This is a genomic window from Zavarzinella sp., assembly GCA_041399155.1.
Lineage (GTDB): Bacteria > Planctomycetota > Planctomycetia > Gemmatales > Gemmataceae > JAWKTI01.
The window spans coordinates 622,547-640,562 of sequence record JAWKTI010000001.1 but is presented as its reverse complement, the minus strand read 5'-3'; the positions used below and the strand labels follow the sequence as shown (position 1 = coordinate 640,562).

The following is an 18,016-nucleotide window of genomic DNA, read 5'->3' as shown; positions in this document are numbered from 1 at the left end:
TTGTCTGCCAATTCAATTCAACGACTTTCTCAGGCCGCTTGTTCATTTTCGTTTCTATAATGAATGATAATTCTGAAATGGATGGGGACCCACAATGCCAGATGATCTGTTGCCCGATGATGAGCAAGATACCAAGCCGAAACGCCCGGATCCCGATGAGCCTGTATACGGCTTCGACGATGATGAACCACCCGAGCCAGAGAAAAAACCATCTGGGCCACCGGAACTGCCGAAAAAAGATCGAAAAGATTCGGAATCTCCATCCTATGGTCGTGATAAACCACGTGGTTATGGCGAACAGAAAGAACGCAGGTACACTAACGACGATGATGAGGAATCTTCCCGACCGAAAAAAAAGGCCGATGAGGGCGATGAAAAGCCCAAAAAAGAGAAATCTTCTTCATCGTTGTTTGATCGGCTGGAAGAAAAGCAGTCTTCGCGAAAATCGCGTCGGGATGATGAAGACAATGATGAGCCGGAGCCACCCCGAAGACGTTCTCGTCGAGATGATGATGACGAGGATGAAGACGATGCACCACGTGGGAAACGATCGATCCCAGCCGCACGTGGGAAAGACCGCGAGGATGATGCAGCCCCACGCAGCCGACGAAGGCGGGATGAAGAGGATGACGAGGACGATGACCGTCCACGCCGAAGAAGGCGGGATGAAGTAGACGCCCCACCAAAACGTCAGGTGGGGTTGGGAATCTTCCTCGGTTTGCTGTTAGGTTTGCTGCTTTTCTGCCCTTTGGGTGGCATGTTGTGGGTTTATTTTCTGGCGGATGATGTAAAAACAGAAATCCAGAAACCCGAATAGAGTATGCTTCTCAGCTTATTGCAATATTACAAAATTATCATTTAGTAGCACTTTTTCGCCACCCCACCGGTAGGAACAGGCAAAGCCACCTTTTGCCACACTGTAATCCAGACAGGCCACGTTGGGTGCCAGCACACTGGGGGTGGGGGCAAACTGCCAGTAGTGCCCCACAAATACGGGTGGGGCATCTTCCGGATAAGGTTGGGCGATCGTAACCAGTTCTGCTGGAAGAAGTTCCGTGCAATCCGCCCGATCCCACAAATACTGCTGATAAGTCAACCCATGCGGGGAGAGATACCACCGTGTGCGTGTGCGTTTCCGGCGGATGCCATCTTTATCAATAATGTGGTACTCGCCCGGAAGCCGCACTTCTTTGCCCTTCAGCAGCACTTCAATGGCTGCAAAAATGGGATCCTGTTGGTCGCTGCCACGCACCAGTAATTCGTGGTGAATCACCCGCTGTGGGGACCAAAGTGCCTCAATCTTGCTCCGCTCATCGTTATCCCAACAGGCATGAATTGCCCGCAGTTCTGGCAGGTCCAACCACAAAGGCACGGTACGGAACCAATCGAGATAGAGGTTCAGCTCTGTGGGCGACAATTGTTCCAGGGTGCCGGAATGTTGCCGCACATTTTTTTCGTGGTGCGGGCGAAGAAATTCCCCCGCCTGATGGGGGTGTTCCGTGTGAAAGGCGAGTGCGTTCCATTCGTGGTTGCCCAGAATCGCCAACGCACGGTTTTCCAGCACCATTGGGCGGACAATTTCTAATACTTTTTTAATTTTTGGCCCACGGTCAATCCAATCACCCAGAAAAATTACTTTTCGTTCCGGGTGCTGGTACACCCCACGCACCTGGGAGTAGCCAAGCAGGTGCAACAACCTTTCCAGTTCGTCGCCATGACCATGCAAATCCCCAATAATGTCATACATTGTAATACCTGTTGCAGATTAATTCTGGGAATAAATATCTATTGGATGAAATTTCATTCTTACGTGGTGTCATGAAGCCCGCAAGGCAGGTTCGTATTGTAATGTGAGAGGGATGCACCCCAGCCCCAGTCAGCCAACCGTGGGGCTTTGATGAATTTGCTCGCTTTTCCTTGTGGGCAGGCACCCTCACCGTTGCACCCGTGGGAGTTCTTCGGTATGATCGTGGTAGGAGTGGTTGTACATGTTAACCAAGCGGATTATCCCTTGCCTGGATGTTGATCGCGGTCGCGTGGTCAAAGGCACCAATTTTGTGGGGCTGCGGGATGCCGGCGACCCCGTGGAAGTGGCACGTCGCTACGAACGCGAAGGTGCCGATGAACTGGTGTTTCTGGATATCACGGCGACGCACGAAAATCGCCCGCACCTGATTCAGATGATCCGTCGCGTGGCAGACGAAATCTTCATGCCCTTTACCGTGGGTGGGGGCATTCGCACGCTGGCTGATGCCACAGAAATCATTAACGCCGGTGCAGAGAAAGTCAGCATCAATTCGTCTGCGGTCACCAACCCCAACCTGGTGCGGGAAGTTTCCCGCAAGTTCGGCAAATGTGCCACAGTGGTGAATATCGACCCCAAGCGGGTGCTGAAAGACGGCAAAGAGTTCTGGGAAGTCCACATCAATGGTGGGCGAAAGCCCACAGGACTGGAAGCAGTGGCCTGGGCCAGACAAGTGGAAGAACTGGGTGCAGGCGAGATTGTGCTGACTTCCATGGATGCTGATGGCACCAAAAACGGTTACGACCTGCCCATTCTGGAAGCGATCGTGCACGCCGTGGGCATTCCCGTGGTGGCCAGTGGTGGTGCCGGCAACCCCGAACATTTACGCCAGGCTCTGGCGATCGGTGCAGATGCCGCACTTGCTGCCAGCATCTTCCACTATAATGAGTATTCGATACCCGAAACGAAAGCTTATCTTCGGGATCATGGCATCGCCGTGCGGATTCCAACCCTTTAGGTGGTGCCTCGGATGACATTTCTTTCAGTCGTTGGTTATTAGGACAGGATTAGCATTATGGCAGTTGCAATTCCAGATGATATCTCTGCACCAGTAAAGGTGCCACCGCTCGATAAACTTCCAGAAGGTGTGAAAGAGCCCGAAGTGAACAAACTCTTTCGCATGGTCATGAAGATGGAGGCCAGCGACTTGCACTTGAAGGCGGGCCAACCACCCATGATGCGGTTGCGTGGGGACATTCGCAAAACAGACATGCGACCACTGAGCCAGGAAGACCTGGAGCGGTTACTGTTGCCGATTTTGAAGCCACAGCACCGCGAGATCCTGGATAACGAAGGTGGGGTCGACTTTTCGTGGGTGATCGGCAAAGACGAATGCCGCTTCCGCGTGAGCTTGTTCAAACAACGTGGCAAGCTTTCGCTGGTTTCGCGACGTGTGAATAACTTTATCCCCAGCTTCAAAGACCTGGGCCTGCCGGAAAGTATCGAAAAACTATGCCACTTCTCGGAAGGGATGGTGATTCTGGCGGGGGTGACAGGTTCCGGTAAAAGTACCACGATTGCGTCGATGCTCGATTACGTGGCGTCCCGCGAACCGTTGCACATTTTAACGGTGGAAGACCCCATCGAGTTTACCTTTACCGATAAGCTGTCTTACATTAACCAGCGGGAAATTGGCCTGGATGTGAAGGACTGGCACAAAGCCCTCAAAGATGCGGTGCGGCAAGACCCGGACGTCATCCTCGTGGGTGAGTTGCGGGATATCGAAACCTTCGAAGCCGCCGTGCACTCTGCGGAAACTGGTCACTTGGTGTTCGGAACCATCCACGCATCCAGTTCGGCCACCACGATTAACCGTATTCTCGACTTGTTCACGCCGGATAAGCACCATGCGATTCGTCAGGCACTGGCAAACAACTTGAAGGCCGTGGTGGCACAAAAGCTGATCAAAGGGTTGCGGAAGCCACGCTGCCCAACGAATGAAGTGATGATTGTGAACCCCACCATTCGGAAGTTGATTGCGGAAGGCCGCGACAGCTCGCTGCCCGACGCCATCCGGATTGGCTACCTGGAAGGGATGGTGGACTTCACAGAAAACCTGCGTCAATTGGTGGAACGTGGCGACGTGGACAAAGCCACCGCACTGGAGTTCGCCCCAGACCCCGAGAAACTGAAAATGGCCTTCAAGGGGATCAAAGTCGCCGCCCCCGGGATTCTGTCGTAAAGGGGGGCTTTTTGTGCTTCGCTTTGTGTGCCGACGGCGTTAGCCACTGTTTGTATTTTGTTGTTGTGAACCTACAGCCCACACATGCATAACGTCAAACATTTTTGACCACGCTGGCAGTAGCTAAATCGTAGTGATACTTTTCAATCGTGCCGCTGCGGATTTTCTCAATGGCATCATCGATTGCTGTCAGTGGTACCAGATACCATTCTTTGGGCTCCACATCGGCACCAAAACGGTCTTTGATGGCAATATCCAGGCGGGCATTTGCAAAGAAACGGTGCAACAAATCTTCTAAACCTTCCGGTTCCATGTTTGCCAGCCGATATTCCGCAACGCATTCCACATCCGCTAATAAATACGTGGTATTCTTTTTGGCGTTGCTAATTCGGGTGCGGACGTTTCTTCGCGTAACACCAATTTTGTGGATAGATTCGCGGTTCTGTTGAATTACCGGATCAACAGAATTGCTTCGCAGCACATAGATGGAACCGGTTTCTTCATCGTCCGATTCACTTTCACTTGAAAAAAGTGGCCCACCATGATCTGTTTCCCGAATTCGGCGGCTGGTATTGTCTTTGTTCAGGGCCCGTTGCAAAGATCGCAACAACATGTCGCTTTCAGTACCATTAGAAAAAATCACCCGCAGCCTTGCGTCCCGATGGCCGTGTTCGTTGGTAAAAAGTTCTCCTTTTTCGGCCACGTAGACAATCAGCCCATCCAAAATGAACATATCACCCACGTTCACCCTGGCGTTATCGCGAAAAGGAATTGTCTCACGTTGTCCGCTGGCAAGCTGTTCTTGAACAAACTTAAACAGTGGCTTGAATATGTCAAAATCCTTGCATGGATTTCTCTGGGCGATATTTTCAGCAGCGTTAATTTCTTCCCGCGACCGAACATGAACCAGTTTTTCCAGCTCGTTTTCACTTTCATCTACACCTAAATCTGCCAGCAAGTCTTCATCTGGTGTCGGTGGGGAAATTTCCGCAGCTTCATATCCGGTCAATAAGCCCAGGCGATCCTGTCCCTGCAATACCTTCAGGCAATCGGGGGTATTGCGAATTTTCTCCAGTCGCACCGCATAAAGCTTTTCAAAAATATCCCGTCCATCGGCATATTCAGGCAATCGTCCCTGTTCTTCAACGAACCGTTCAATTTCCTGAAAGCCAGCAATGATGCGTTGTTCCACTGCGGTCAGGCTGTCGGTTTCCTCCAGATCGGTTTCAACACCCAGGTCGCCCAGCAGTTCCAAATCCTCGTCGGTAACCTGTTCCTTCCTTTTAGCCATTCTTGCTTTCCTTTACCATCCGTTGAAGATACGCTACGCCCTCTGCCATTCGTTTTTCCCACGGATCGTGGGCCGTAATCGATGGCAGCCGTCCTTTTTCCTGCTTAAAGCGTTTCGCACGCATGGCCAATTCGCGGGCTTCTTCCAGAGTCATGTTCACTTTCTTCGCAGAAATCACTTCCGCTATTTGCTTCAAGCGTTCGGAAGTAAGTGTTTTAGCTAAAATCGCAATTGCTTCTTTGAATGGGTTAATGTGGTCGATCAGGTCGATATCCAGTTCCCGCACAGAGAGGATAAATTTTCGCACCCCATCCAGCAAAGAAGTATTGCTGACAGGTCCGCCACCGCTGGATTGTACTGCTTTCACCTGTTGAATCAGGGTAAACGATGCAACCGCACGCTGGCGAATTGCCTCGCGGTCGTCATCGCTTAACGTGGGGAACTTGTCTCGGATAATTTTCCCCATGCAAACCTGCGTCAGGTCTTCCGGAACGGTCTCTTCATCAAACAACCCACGTTCCAAAACCTGTTTTTCCTGCAAAAAGGCAGTAACAAGCTCTGTCAGGTCTTCGCGGCAAATCCGCTGGGCTTCTTCACTTACTGGTTCTACCAGTCCTTTAATCTCCACATGCACTTGTCCAGTAGCAGGATCGACACCCACATTCGTTTTGTTTTCCTGGTAGCCATCCGGGCCATAGTCCAGGCCGGCTTCCGGGCCACTCTGGATGTTTTTGGGCCGAAAATCGAAGCGTGGAGCCAATACCTGTTCCATCAGCAGGCTGGCTGCGATTGCTTTCAGCGTATCATTCACGGCTTCAGCAATGTTTTCCGCGGAAGCATCCGGTTCTGCGATTAAATTGGTGAACTTCGCACGTGTTTTGCCTTTGGCATCACGGGTGGCACGGCCAATAATCTGCACAATTTCGGTCAGACTGGAACGGTAGCCTACTGTCAGCGCATGTTCGCACCAGATCCAGTCGAAACCCTCTTTGGCCATCCCCAGGGCAATAATAATATCCACATGATCGCGATTGTACTTCTGGGTGGGGTCTTTCAGTGCGGCAGAAACCTTTTCCCGCTTGGCAGCATCATCATCCACCAGATCGGCAATGCGGAGCACGCGGCCATCGGCAGTTTTTACCAGTTGAAAGCCTGTTTTCGGGTCAATCCCCTGCCATTCTCCCAGTTCGTGGATGATGTGCTCCACTTCTTTGATTTTGTCGCGTGTACTTTCTCGCGAATTGACATTCGGTATGTGAACAATTGTTTTCTCAGATGGATTGAGCACCTGCATAATATCATCGGTGTAACTGTTGGAATAGAAAAAGTAGCCGATATCCAGCGTTTTCAGGTACTGGTAGCCGCTGAGTTGTTCGTAATAGGAATACATCACAGTGACAAATTTGGCTTCATCGTCCGGGTGCAGCACCGCTTCGGCATCACCACGGAAGTAAGAGCCGGTCATCGCTACCAAATGCACTTTGTCTCTCGCCATTAACTGGCGAATCTGTTCGCCCAGACGGTTATCCGGATTGGCGGAAACGTGGTGAAATTCATCAATTGCAATCAGCCGATCGTCGAACGCTTCCACGCCATATTTTTCGAACGCAAAACGGAAGGTGGCGTGGGTACAAACCAATACGGTGTCCGAACTGTCCAGAAACTTTCTGACCGCTTCAATTTTGCCGCCATTGTCCCCACCGGGTGCATCGCACAGATTCCATTTTGGTTCTACCACCCAGTCTGCCCAGAAACCGTATTTGGTCAAGGGTTCGTTGTGGAAGCTGGAACCAATCGACTTTTCCGGCACCACAATAATCGCCTGGCGCAATTTCTGGTTGTGCAATTTGTCCAGTGCCACAAACATTAATGCCCGGCTTTTTCCCGAAGCGGGTGGGGCCTTTAGCAGCAGATATTGTTCCCCACGATATTTCCAGACACGGGCCTGCATTTCCCGCATACCCAGTTCATCCGGCCATTTCGTAGTAACTTCGTGCCCGTACTGTACAGAAATTGCCGGTACGGTGCGAGGGGCAGCAGCCTGGTGTCGGGCAATAATTTCGGGCATTTCCTGGTCAACCTGGGCACGAATGGTGTTGTATTTGTCCGCTTCTTCGGGAGTCAGTTTGCGGTCGCGCATGGCAGGTACCTTTTTCGGGACTATGGGGCAATTATACAGTATGTGAGCCGACGGCGTTAGCCGCGGTTAGAAAACCCAAACCAATCAACATACCCGAAATGGTAATCGATTTTGTGAGCCGACGGCGTTAGCTGCGGTTGGAAAGTTGATGTCACCGGATAGCACATTGATCTGGTAGTATCTTGATGTTATCCTATTGTTAGCGATTGTTGATCGGATTGGGTTTTTAACTGCGGCTAACAATAATTTGGTACTTTAAATGTCCGCTTTTGCGTTCACTCCTTTGGCATACTTCATCACTTGGACTGTATACGCAACACATCTCCAAGGTGATGACCGTGGCTGGCGAAAACGCGGCAAAGGTAATTGTGAACCTCAGCCCAAACTTGTTGCTTGGCATGAAGAACGACTAAAACATGAAACTTTCCTGTTCGAAGAACAACAGAGAGCGCTAGTTAAAGAGGAAATCGTTCGAGTGTGCCACTTCAAAGAATGGAAATTATGGGCGGTTAATGTCCGAACAAACCACGTACATGTGGTAGTCACAACTGCGACTCACTCAGACCAATTCGTGCGAGATTCATTGAAAGCAAATGCCACTCGATATTTGCGTGAACATTTTCCTGTGTTTCATGACAGGAAAGTATGGACGAAAGGTGGTGACATCGAGTGGATCGATACAGAAGAAAATTTGCAAGAAGTGATTGATTATGTCTTAAACCGACAAGATTGATATTGCTGCACGAAGCGGTAATAACCAACTGCGGCTCACAAAACATGAACCCCAATCGGGATAGATTGCGGGTTTGGGGTTCAACCGCGGCTAACGCCGTCGGCTCACAAATGCATACAATCGAATACAAACAATGCAACGGGTGACATCAATGTTTCAACCGCGGCTAACGCCGTCGGCTCACAAAGCAACAATACCAACCGCGGCTAACGCCGTCGGCTCACAAAGCAACAATACCAACCGCGGCTAACGCCGTCGGCTCACAAAGCGGGGTACCACTTATTTGCGTTTGGGTTTGCTCGTCATCTGGCTGTATAGTTCAAACAGTTTTTCCAGGCGTTCGGTATCGTTTTTGAAGCGGCGGCCGATGTAAATCCGTTCGAGCGTATCATCGTTCCGTTCGTGGGCGGCGCGGAGGTCGGCGGGCATCGTTTCCGGATCGTACAGATCGGCAATCGTGGCGGGGAAGTGGGCTTCGCGAGCCAGCAAAATCTCTTCCGCACAGTGGGTCAATTCCTGCTTGTTCTGTTCCGTTAACGTGGGCACCGGAAAGGTATTCCACCCCAGGGTATTGGAATAGGAAAATCGCATTTCGAGACGCACACAAACAGTGCCAATCCAGACCCAGTGTAGACGCGAGGCGATCAAAGCCATATTCCATAGCGGGGCATCGTAGAGGGCAAAACACTTATTTGAAATAACACACTCTGCTGATAAAAGATCAATTGGTAAAAATTCGCGATTTTCAGAGGAAACAACTGGAACCGCCAACAAACTTTTCTTGGCACTCCGCATCTCGCGGAATTGATGAGGACGCGACAGCATACCATTCGATATTGCATCTTTAGATTTTGACCTGTTTACGATTCCTTGTGAGATTCTTGCTTGTAAATCTAAGCACGCAAGCATTTCTTTGTTTGGAGCACTTTCAAACCAAAAGCAATATCTTGGTTTAGCATGTATGACTTCAGTTGACCCATAGAACTTTCGGAGCGAATTTTTTTGAAAACCAGCGATTAAGTATGCTTCTCTCGTTTTGCGATCAAACAACAAGTGATCTGATAATCCGTAGTAATTCCCTTTAATCATAATGGACACTTGTGATATAGGTTTGCTGATACTCTCTAGCCAGTAGTTTTCGTGAGGCATCAGATAAGGATTAATATTCGAAGTGTCGATTTTTGTTCCTTCATCATAAATACTTGGAAGCCCACTTGGATGGCCAGCTCCAATCACCACTACAGTTACACCAGCTTCGTTTGTTGCCAAATTACTCCATTTAAAAGATCTTACTGCAAAATCTATTTTGAAACCTTCTTCAAAAAGTGGCTTCCAAAAAATTGAAATATTCTGTCCTTGTGAAATACTATTTGTTGCAACAAACGCAAACCTTGTTTTAGTATATTTAGAATATTCAAATGATTTGAAAAACCATCCGCAGACATAATCCAGCAAACCCCATTTGCGAAATTTGTGTTCTAAAGTAATTTTCAAATCTTCTTTTTGTTCGATACTCTTTCTAGCGTTGCCTTTATAAGGAGGATTTCCACATATGTATGTTTCACCACCTTCATTTTCGAATGCAACTTCTACTTGAGGTAACTGTAAGCTATATAAATCAATTGGATGATTTTTTACGCTTTTCCCCTCTGATTGCCAAAGACTTAACCAATCCAGCCGCAAGGCGTTGCCGCAGGTAATCCAGTTTTTATCTTTCAATGGCAGAAAATCGGCGGTTGCCAGAGTTTCTCCACGGTAGAGCACATCACACTGGTATTCCGCAATAATCAACGCCAGCCGGGCAATTTCGCAGGAAAAGTGCTTAATTTCGATGCCGCGAAAGTTGTTCAGGGGAATATCCGAAGGGCGGTCAAATTCTTTCCGGCGTTGGTTGATTTCCGCTTCGATTTCCCGCATCTGCTTGTAGGCAATCACCAGAAAGTTGCCGGAACCGCACGCCGGATCGAACACGCGGATGCGTGCTAGGCGATTCCGCAGATTGAGCAGTTTTCTGCTATTATCCCCCGCATCAGCCAGTTGTTGCCGCAAGTTATCCAAAAACAGCGGATTGAGCACCTTCAGAATATTGGGCACGCTGGTATAGTGCATGCCCAGATCGCCCCGTTCCTCATCGGCAGCCACCGCCTGAATCATCGAGCCGAAAATATCCGGGTTGATCTGTTTCCAATCGAGACTGCCCACGTGCAGCAGGTAGGAACGAGCCGTTTTGGAAAATACTGGTACCTCAAGTGAGCCGGAAAACAACCCGCCATTGGCGTAAGGAAACTGATCAGCCGAAGGGAGTAGTTTGGGATTAGCAGCCTTTCGCTCCGCAGATGGTATTTTCATCGCCCGAAAGATTTCGCTGATCACGAAGTGGGTATTGCCAGAATCTCGATCGCTCATCTGTTCTACGGTCTTTGTAAACAGATTCGCGCCACGGAAAATACTGGTGTCTTCCGCGAAAAAGCAAAAAATCAGCCGGGCAAAAAAGTGGTTTAATTCTTCCCGTCGGGCATCGGTGGCCCAATCGGGATTGGTTTTCAACAGTTCAACATAAAGGCGGTTCAGTCGACCGGTTGCTTTAATATCAAACGCATTTTCCCGAATCTGCCGCACCGTAGAAATGCCGGCCAAGGCCAGAAAGAAGCCAAAGTGGTTGTGAAAGTCTTTGTAGGCACAAGAAACGGTTTCGCCATCGAGCAGATTTTCCGCGACCAGGTTTTGGCCATCAGTCGCCAGAATGTAACGGGCTTTTTTGGTTTTGGTTGCTTTGCTTTCCCGCAACGCTGTCAGCGTGCTATCCAATTCCCCAGGTTGGCACACTTTGATGTGGATGTTGTTGCGTTGCAGCACTGCACCGTCGATGTCGGTGCCGGACTTGCCGTTCTTCAACATTTTGATGGTGGTAGGTTTATTGCCAAACGCTTCCAGAAAGGCATAGGGAAAATTCACGGGATCGAAGGGGGCTTCCGCCAGTTCAGAGACTGCTTGTTCAATTTCTACGGCGTTCATTTTTTCGTGGTTGCTGGTTTGCAATCGTATCTGTTTGTTTTATTGTTTCGCGAGCCGACGGCGTTACCGGTTAAAAAAGCAAACCCGCCATCCAGCCCGAATTGATAACAATGCTTTATGAGCCGACGGCGTTAGCCGCGGTTGGATTTATTGTTTTGTGAGCCGACGGCGTTAGCCGCGGTTTGAAAGAGGATGTCACCATTCGCAATTGTTGTATCGCAAATGATATCGGAATTTCGTTGCCAATTTGTGATTGTTGATCGGTTTGGGTTTTCAACCGCGGCTAACGCCGTCGGCTCACAATCGGTTGCCAATTTGGGATTGTTGGCAAGTTTGGGGTTTCAACCGTCGGCTCACAAAACATACCCGTCGAAAAATGAATTCTCTTTCATTTTTGTCAGAATTTCGCGGTGTGGGTGTTGAGTATTCAAGGGACTCTGCAGGATTCTTTCCTCCACTTCGCTCCCGTGGGCAAAGGAATTGTCCCAGTCGACCTGCCAACATTATGTGGTTACTTTTCCGCACCAGTGGCTATCCTAACTGGTAAAAGGAGTCAATGAATGTCGCTTGATACCCCCACGTTACTGGAACGGTTTTTACGGTATGTTCAGGTGGATACGGAGGCCAAAGAAGGCTCTCCTACCTATCCCAGCACGCCCGGCCAACTCGACCTGGGGCGGATGTTGGTGAACGAACTCGAAGAAATCGGCCTGCAGGAAGTGCGTCAAAGCGACTATGGCATCGTCACCGCGACGATACCCGCCACCGTTTCGCATAATGCACCGACGATTGCATTTATTGCCCACCTGGATACCTCGCCGGAAACCAGTGGGCATGGTGTCAAGCCAATCGTGCACCACAATTACAATGGGGAAGATATTGTGCTGCCGGGCAACCCTTCCCAGGTGATTCGGGTGGCAGAATCGCCTGATTTGCTGAAATGCAAAGGGAAAACGATTATTACCACCGATGGCACCACGTTGCTGGGTGCGGACAACAAAGCGGGTGTGGCAACAATCACCGAAGCCGCCGCGTATTTGATGCGGCATCCGGAAATTCCCCACGGCCCAATCCGGGTGGTCTTTACCTGCGACGAAGAAATCGGCAAAGGTGTCGTGCACGTTGACCCGAAGGAACTGGGCTGCATCGTGGGCTATACGCTGGATGGTGCTGCGGAAGGTGAAGTGGAAGGGGAGACGTTTTCTGCGGATAAGGCACTGATCACCTTTCATGGGAAAAATATCCACCCCGCACTGGCGAAAGGCAAAATGATCAATTCCATTCGCATGGCTGGAATGTTCATCAGTAAATTGCCACCGGAGTTGTCGCCGGAAGCCACCGAAGACCGTGAAGGCTTTGTGCACCCCTATGTGCTGGAAGGTGGGGTGGCGTTGACCAAACTCCATATGCTGCTGCGGGATTTCGAAACGCCGAAATTATCGCAACAGGCAGACCTGCTGCGGAGCATCGCCAGCGAAGTCGAAGCGATGTATCCTGGGTCGAGAATTGATGTCGATATCCACGAACAATACCGAAATATGCGGGACGGCATGGTGGGTGAACCACGTGCGATGGCATTTGCCGTTGAAGCCACCAAACGGGCTGGGCTGGAAGTGCACCAGCGAGCCATCCGTGGGGGTACCGATGGTTCTCAACTGACAGCGAAAGGACTCCCCACGCCGAACCTGTCTACGGCTGAGCATAATTTTCACTCCCCACTGGAATGGACCTGCCTGGAAGAAATGCAGTCGGCCGTGCGGGTGATTGTGGAACTCAGCCAGCTCTGGGGTGCAGAAACGATTGATGAATAAGGAATGAACACCATGAAAGGCCGCTTACAGCCATGGATCGTGGCAATTTTACTACAATTTTCCCTGTTCATGAGCGTGAATGGGCAGGAATCTGTCGAACGTGGGCGAAAAGCACTGACAGAAACGGCATTTATCCCCGCATCGTGGACCACGAACGCTTATGAAAATCTGTGGAAACGCTGGCCAGGGGTAACATCAAAGCCGGAGAACTATGTCCTGGAAATTGAAAAGCGGTACGGTTTGCCCACCGCACCTTATGAGAACGATCAATTGCCGATGGGTCTGCGGGCGGGAAAAATCTTTTTTGCCAAAGGGATTGCGATTGACTGCATGATCTGCCACGGTGGGTCGTTGTTTAGCAAAAGTTATGTCGGCCTGGGAAACACCAGTATCGATCTGCAGGGACTGTTTGAAGATTTGAGCATCAGCGATGGTCGCTCGGGTAAGCTGCCTTTTCAGTTTGGCAATGTACGTGGCACCACAGAAGCATTTGCACTGGCGGTGTACCTGATTTCATTTCGCGACGCAGAATTAAAGGTGACCAGCAAATCCAAAAACCTGGGTCTGCATGATGATATGTGCCTCGACCCACCTGCGTGGTGGCTGTTGAAGAAAAAGAGCACCATGTATTGCGACGGTGGGATGGATGCTCGTTCCATCCGGTCCAAAATGCAGTTTATGATGTCCCCACTGACCAGTCGCAAGGAGTTTGATCGCCACGAAGCAGCTTTCAAGGATATTCATGAATTTCTCATGAGTATGGAGGCACCGAAATATCCAAAACCGATTAATGAGAAACTGGCAGCGAGCGGGAACGAACTCTTTTCGCAAAACTGTGCCAGTTGCCATGGCACGTACGGTGCAGGTGGGAAGTATCCCAACAAAATTGTGCCACTGGAAAAAATTGGTACCGATCCACACCGACACCGTGGTTTGGAAGATCGCTATCGGCAGCATTATAACGAAACCTGGTTTGCCAAAGAATCGCCCACTGCATTTCCGGCAATCAAAACGGTGGGCTATCAGGCACCACCACTGGATGGAATCTGGGCCACCGCACCCTACTTTCACAATGGCAGCGTGCCCACGTTAATGGATGTGCTGGACAGCACCCAACGGCCGAAACGGTATACCCGCACCTTCCAGACGCGGGAAGAAGATTACGATTTCATGAAAGTAGGTTGGAAAACCACTCCAGTGGGGCCGGAAAAACCTGCCACCCCACGTGCGACCCGGCAGATTTACGATACCAGCTTACCCGGCAGATCGAACCAGGGCCACACGTTCGGCGACCACCTGACGGAACAAGAACGCCTGGCCGTGATTGAATATCTGAAAACTCTTTAATGAATAATGGTTCAGACCTGAAACCATTCCGCAAGTCGTGTGGGAAGTTCTTCAAAAAACTGGCTGCGTGGCATTACTTTTTTGCAGCCCACCTGACGTGCTTTTCGCAGTAATTCCGCTGCCACGTGGGGGCCAAAACCAATCAGGAAGTAATTTTCTGGAATTTGTGAGAGAATTTGCTCCCCATCCCACTCCGGGTGGGTCAGATCAGCAATCAGATGACCGGGCTGAGATTTTAAACATTCTGATAATTGCCCGATTGTCTTGCAGACAGTGATCGACTCGCCCTGTGCCGCACCAAAGCCTCGGATTCGGCTACTGTCAATCAAATCATCAGACAACAAATAGATCATTGTTCTGCTCGCCACGTGGCAATTGCCTGATCGACCAGTTCTTCTTCCACCCAGCCACTTTCATTCAGAAAGTCGTCAAACAGTTCAAAACTGTTCCGCAAATGGCAAATCGCCACCGCCCGCGTTTCGACGGTGGGAGAATCCAGACAGGTTCTCATTAATGTTTCCAGACATGGATCGGGATGATCCTGCACCACATGGACCAGGAAATCGCGTTCATCCCACGTGCGATACAGTGGGAGCCAGCTTGCCAGTTGCGGCAAGTGTTCTTTCACCGGCCCATCCCGTAGAGATTCTGCAGCATCAAAATCCTGATTCAGAATTGCCTGCCGCACTTTTGCCAGAAATTCAGCATCCACAATGGCCGCCCTGCGTTAAAATTGACCAAGGAATCGCAGATCATTCTTCCAGAATTCGCGAATGTCGTCAATGGCGTGCTTCAACATGGTAATCCGCTGTGGGCCAAGGCCGAAAGCAAAGCCGCTCACCACATCTGGATCATACCCACCATTTTTCAGCACGGTGGGGTGTACCATGCCCGCACCCATAATTTCCAGCCAGCCTGTGCCTTTGGTCAGTCGGTCGGCGTTGGGATCTTCTTTCGGCCAGTCGATATCAACTTCGATACTGGGTTCTGTGAAGGGGAAATAGCTCGAACGAATCCGAATCTGCCGTTCCTGACCAAACAGTCGGCGGGCAAATGCTGTAATTGTGCCAATCAGTTCCGTCATCGTGACTGCGGGGCCGATCACCAGTCCTTCCACCTGTTCAAACTGAATTTCGCTACGGGTGCTGATCGCTTCGTTGCGGTAACACATCCCAGGTAAAATCACACGGATCGGGTTCGGTGCATGTTGCCGCATCGCATGAATCTGACCGGGCGAGGTATGGGTCCGCAGCAGCACCCCGGGTTGGGTAGTGTGGAAGGTGTCCCACATATCCCGTGCGGGGTGGTGTGCAGGCATATTCAGTAATTCAAAGTTATTTTCGTCGCTTTCAATCTCCCGCGTGCGAAAGATCTGAAAGCCCATGTCGGCGAAAATCTGCTGAATCGTCCGCATCATCTGGGTGGCGACGTGCAGATTCCCAGTGGTGCTGGACCGACCAGGCAACGTCACATCCAATGGCGTTTCATTCAGACTGGCCAGCAGAGTCGCCTCTTTCGCTTGTGCCAGTGCGGCTTCGTACCGTTCCAACAGGGCAGTTTTAACGCGATTACCTTCCATCCCAAACGCTTTTCGCTGGTCAGCAGGCAACTTGGAAACTTCCCGCAGTTGGGAGTTAACCATCCCTTTGTCGCCGAAGTACCTGGTGTGCCACTGCCGGAGGGAGCTTTCGTCGCAAGTATCTGTCAATTCAGAACTTGCGACGCGTTCGAGTTCCAATAATGCCGAAAGTGCGGAAGAATCGTCCATGGATTACTCTAGTGTAATATTCTACAGTCAGGATAAGGTAATATTGTATGAATTACCCACGGTGGGTGGTAGGCACGCCAAAAGCCTACTAATTTAGTAGGCTTACTAGGCAATTACACTACTACAATGATGAACTTAATAGTCATTTGGCATAACTGTACTTTTAATCGGAAACGTTTGACAAAATGCGAATTTTTTTCTTGATTTGCCCACAATAACAGTCCACTAGCTTTATTTTCCGATTTCACATTACATATTTAAAACGTAATACCAGTTGGATTGAGCAGGTAAAGTTTTTTAAAGCGTCTGGTGACTCATTCTATGATGACCGAATCTGATACGTCGACACGCGACTCAGCTACCTGGGACGATAGCACGGGCTATCTGTTCCAGATGGTCATCCAATCGATGTCTGAAATCGTTTTTGTTAAAGATCTGCATGGGCATTATTTAACCTGTAACCAAGCATTCGAAGATTTTTTTGGCGTTCGCAAGCAACAATTGGTTGGTAAACGGACGTCAGACCTTTTTCAGGAATCGGCAGAGGAATTTGCCTTTCAGGACGAGCAGGTTGCTCGCACCGGCAAAAAACTGACGGTGACGAAGATCCATCAGGTGGGCACAGATCAAGTTCTTCTTGAAACGAATCTGACACCGGTATACGACACGAACAAGCAGATTGTCGGCATCATGGGCGTGGGACGGGATATTACGAAACGCCAGCAGGAATGGACTTGGGCCACAAGATCCGAACGAATGGATGCGATTACCGGGCTGACCAGCGAGTTAGCCCACGAATTTAACAATACCTTCATGGCTGTCAAATCCACGCTGTGGGAGCAATTGCAGAGAAGTGCCTTACCACAGGATACGGTGTCAGATATCGAGAAATGCTTGCAAGCGTTAGTAAAATCGGCCGAGTTGACCAAAAAGCTGATCGGGTACGCCCAACGATCACCAACAGCCTTCGCAATCACCCATTTTAATCATCTTGTCCAGAAAGTATTGATTGCTGAGCGGCCGAAATTATCAGATCAACTAGTCATTCGGTCAGATTTCAGCAAAAGCCTGTGGGAGATTTCCGGTTCGGAAAACTCTTTAATGAATGTGGTTACCCAGTTGCTTCATAATTCTGTTGAAGCGATGCCAAAAGGTGGAGTAATTCAGATATCGACCGAAAACGTAGTATTGCGTGCTCAGGATGTGGCGCAAACACCAAATCGACGCACTGGCATGTACATTCGTTTTCGGATTACCGATCAAGGCAGCGGAATCGCGGAAGAAATCCAACCTCGCCTCTTTGAACCATTTGTCACCACCAAGACACCTGGCAGTGGGGCTGGCCTCGGTCTGGCGATGGTGTACGGGATTGTCCAACAACATAATGGCTGGGTTGAATTTCAAACAAAGCCTGGGGCGGGCACCACTTTTGACCTCTACCTGCCGAAAACGTATGTTCCCACCCAACTGGAAGAGCAAAAACAGCCACCCGTATCTCGAAAATCTACCAGCAACTTAAGAATTCTGCTTGTGGAAGATGATGACATCATTCGCAATCTTGCCAAAACCATTCTCCAAAGGGCTGGCCACCACGTTGAAATGGCGGTTAATGGTGCGGAAGCGGTCGAATTCTACCGAATGAACCACACCGAGATCGATTTAGTGGTGCTGGATATGACGATGCCCATCATGGGCGGTGCGGAGGCAGTCCGCAACATGCGTCGAATCAACCCGAAGGTTCAGGTATTGATCACAACCGGGTATTCCTTTGAAGAGATTGATGAAGAATCGGAAGGGAACATCATCGGCTACATGCACAAACCGTATACCCCACCTGATCTGGTTGAACGGATCAAAGAATACTACCACGTCTGATACGAATCCAGCGTTTGCAGGTGATTGAAAAATCAAACTTTCAGAAATCA

The 18,016-nt window shown here is 49.9% G+C and carries 15 protein-coding genes; 8 read left to right on the top strand and 7 right to left on the bottom strand.

The genetic code is table 11. The features are described from left to right. The first annotated feature begins 94 nt into the window (after positions 1-94). The gene (locus R3B84_02705; protein MEZ6139459.1) at positions 95-817 is read left to right on the top strand and encodes a hypothetical protein; all 723 of its coding nucleotides are present in this window, start codon (positions 95-97) and stop codon (positions 815-817) included. 15 nt (positions 818-832) lie between these two features. On the opposite strand, the gene R3B84_02700 is transcribed toward R3B84_02705, so the two are convergent. Then, positions 833-1,747: a metallophosphoesterase gene (locus R3B84_02700; GenBank protein MEZ6139458.1), complete on the bottom strand. Its 915-nt coding sequence runs from the start codon at positions 1,745-1,747 to the stop codon at positions 833-835. Positions 1,748-1,988: 241 nt separating this feature from the next. On the opposite strand from R3B84_02700, the gene hisF reads away from it, so the two are divergent. Together hisF and R3B84_02690 are read left to right on the top strand one after the other, a co-directional pair. Then, entirely contained in the window at positions 1,989-2,762 is a 774-nt protein-coding gene (hisF, locus tag R3B84_02695; protein MEZ6139457.1) for an imidazole glycerol phosphate synthase subunit HisF, read from the top strand. A 57-nt stretch (positions 2,763-2,819) separates the two neighbouring features. After that, the gene (locus tag R3B84_02690; GenBank protein ID MEZ6139456.1) at positions 2,820-3,986 is read left to right on the top strand and encodes a PilT/PilU family type 4a pilus ATPase; all 1,167 of its coding nucleotides are present in this window, start codon (positions 2,820-2,822) and stop codon (positions 3,984-3,986) included. 94 nt (positions 3,987-4,080) lie between these two features. Here the strand turns inward: R3B84_02690 and R3B84_02685 are convergent, their stop codons facing one another. After that, positions 4,081-5,277, bottom strand: a complete 1,197-nt coding sequence (locus R3B84_02685) for a GIY-YIG nuclease family protein (protein ID MEZ6139455.1) — start codon at positions 5,275-5,277, stop codon at positions 4,081-4,083. Beyond that, positions 5,270-7,417, bottom strand: a complete 2,148-nt coding sequence (locus R3B84_02680; GenBank protein ID MEZ6139454.1) for a hypothetical protein — start codon at positions 7,415-7,417, stop codon at positions 5,270-5,272. Before R3B84_02680 ends, R3B84_02685 begins: the two co-directional genes overlap by 8 nt. Before the next feature lie 259 nt (positions 7,418-7,676). Here R3B84_02680 and R3B84_02675 point away from each other — a divergent pair, with 259 nt between their 5' ends. Further along, positions 7,677-8,150: a transposase gene (locus R3B84_02675; protein MEZ6139453.1), complete on the top strand. Its 474-nt coding sequence runs from the start codon at positions 7,677-7,679 to the stop codon at positions 8,148-8,150. Positions 8,151-8,429: 279 nt separating this feature from the next. Here the strand turns inward: R3B84_02675 and R3B84_02670 are convergent, their stop codons facing one another. Further along, entirely contained in the window at positions 8,430-10,769 is a 2,340-nt protein-coding gene (locus tag R3B84_02670) for a DNA methyltransferase (GenBank protein MEZ6139452.1), read from the bottom strand. Positions 10,770-10,811: 42 nt separating this feature from the next. Between R3B84_02670 and R3B84_02665 the strand changes: the two genes are divergently transcribed. The 3 genes from R3B84_02665 to R3B84_02655 all read left to right on the top strand — a co-directional run bounded on the left by R3B84_02665 (position 10,812) and on the right by R3B84_02655 (position 14,323). Further along, positions 10,812-11,270, top strand: coding sequence for a hypothetical protein (locus R3B84_02665; protein ID MEZ6139451.1), 459 nt, complete (start codon positions 10,812-10,814; stop codon positions 11,268-11,270). A gap of 455 nt (positions 11,271-11,725) precedes the next feature. Continuing rightward, positions 11,726-12,976: a peptidase T gene (pepT, locus tag R3B84_02660; GenBank protein ID MEZ6139450.1), complete on the top strand. Its 1,251-nt coding sequence runs from the start codon at positions 11,726-11,728 to the stop codon at positions 12,974-12,976. A 3-nt stretch (positions 12,977-12,979) separates the two neighbouring features. Then, positions 12,980-14,323, top strand: a complete 1,344-nt coding sequence (locus tag R3B84_02655; protein MEZ6139449.1) for a c-type cytochrome — start codon at positions 12,980-12,982, stop codon at positions 14,321-14,323. An 11-nt stretch (positions 14,324-14,334) separates the two neighbouring features. Here the strand turns inward: R3B84_02655 and R3B84_02650 are convergent, their stop codons facing one another. From R3B84_02650 to pheS, 3 genes are read right to left on the bottom strand one after another with little or no spacing between them, the layout of a single operon-like run. After that, positions 14,335-14,676 carry a hypothetical protein gene (locus tag R3B84_02650; GenBank protein ID MEZ6139448.1) on the bottom strand — a complete coding sequence of 114 codons (342 nt, stop codon included), beginning with the start codon at positions 14,674-14,676 and terminating at the stop codon, positions 14,335-14,337. Next, positions 14,673-15,035, bottom strand: a complete 363-nt coding sequence (locus R3B84_02645) for a hypothetical protein (protein ID MEZ6139447.1) — start codon at positions 15,033-15,035, stop codon at positions 14,673-14,675. Before R3B84_02645 ends, R3B84_02650 begins: the two co-directional genes overlap by 4 nt. A gap of 15 nt (positions 15,036-15,050) precedes the next feature. After that, complete coding sequence (pheS, locus tag R3B84_02640) at positions 15,051-16,091, bottom strand: phenylalanine--tRNA ligase subunit alpha (GenBank protein MEZ6139446.1); 1,041 nt, start codon at positions 16,089-16,091, stop codon at positions 15,051-15,053. A gap of 321 nt (positions 16,092-16,412) precedes the next feature. On the opposite strand from pheS, the gene R3B84_02635 reads away from it, so the two are divergent. After that, positions 16,413-17,966 (top strand): ATP-binding protein, encoded by a 1,554-nt coding sequence (locus R3B84_02635; protein MEZ6139445.1) that lies wholly within the window; start codon positions 16,413-16,415, stop codon positions 17,964-17,966. Positions 17,967-18,016: the final 50 nt, after the last annotated feature.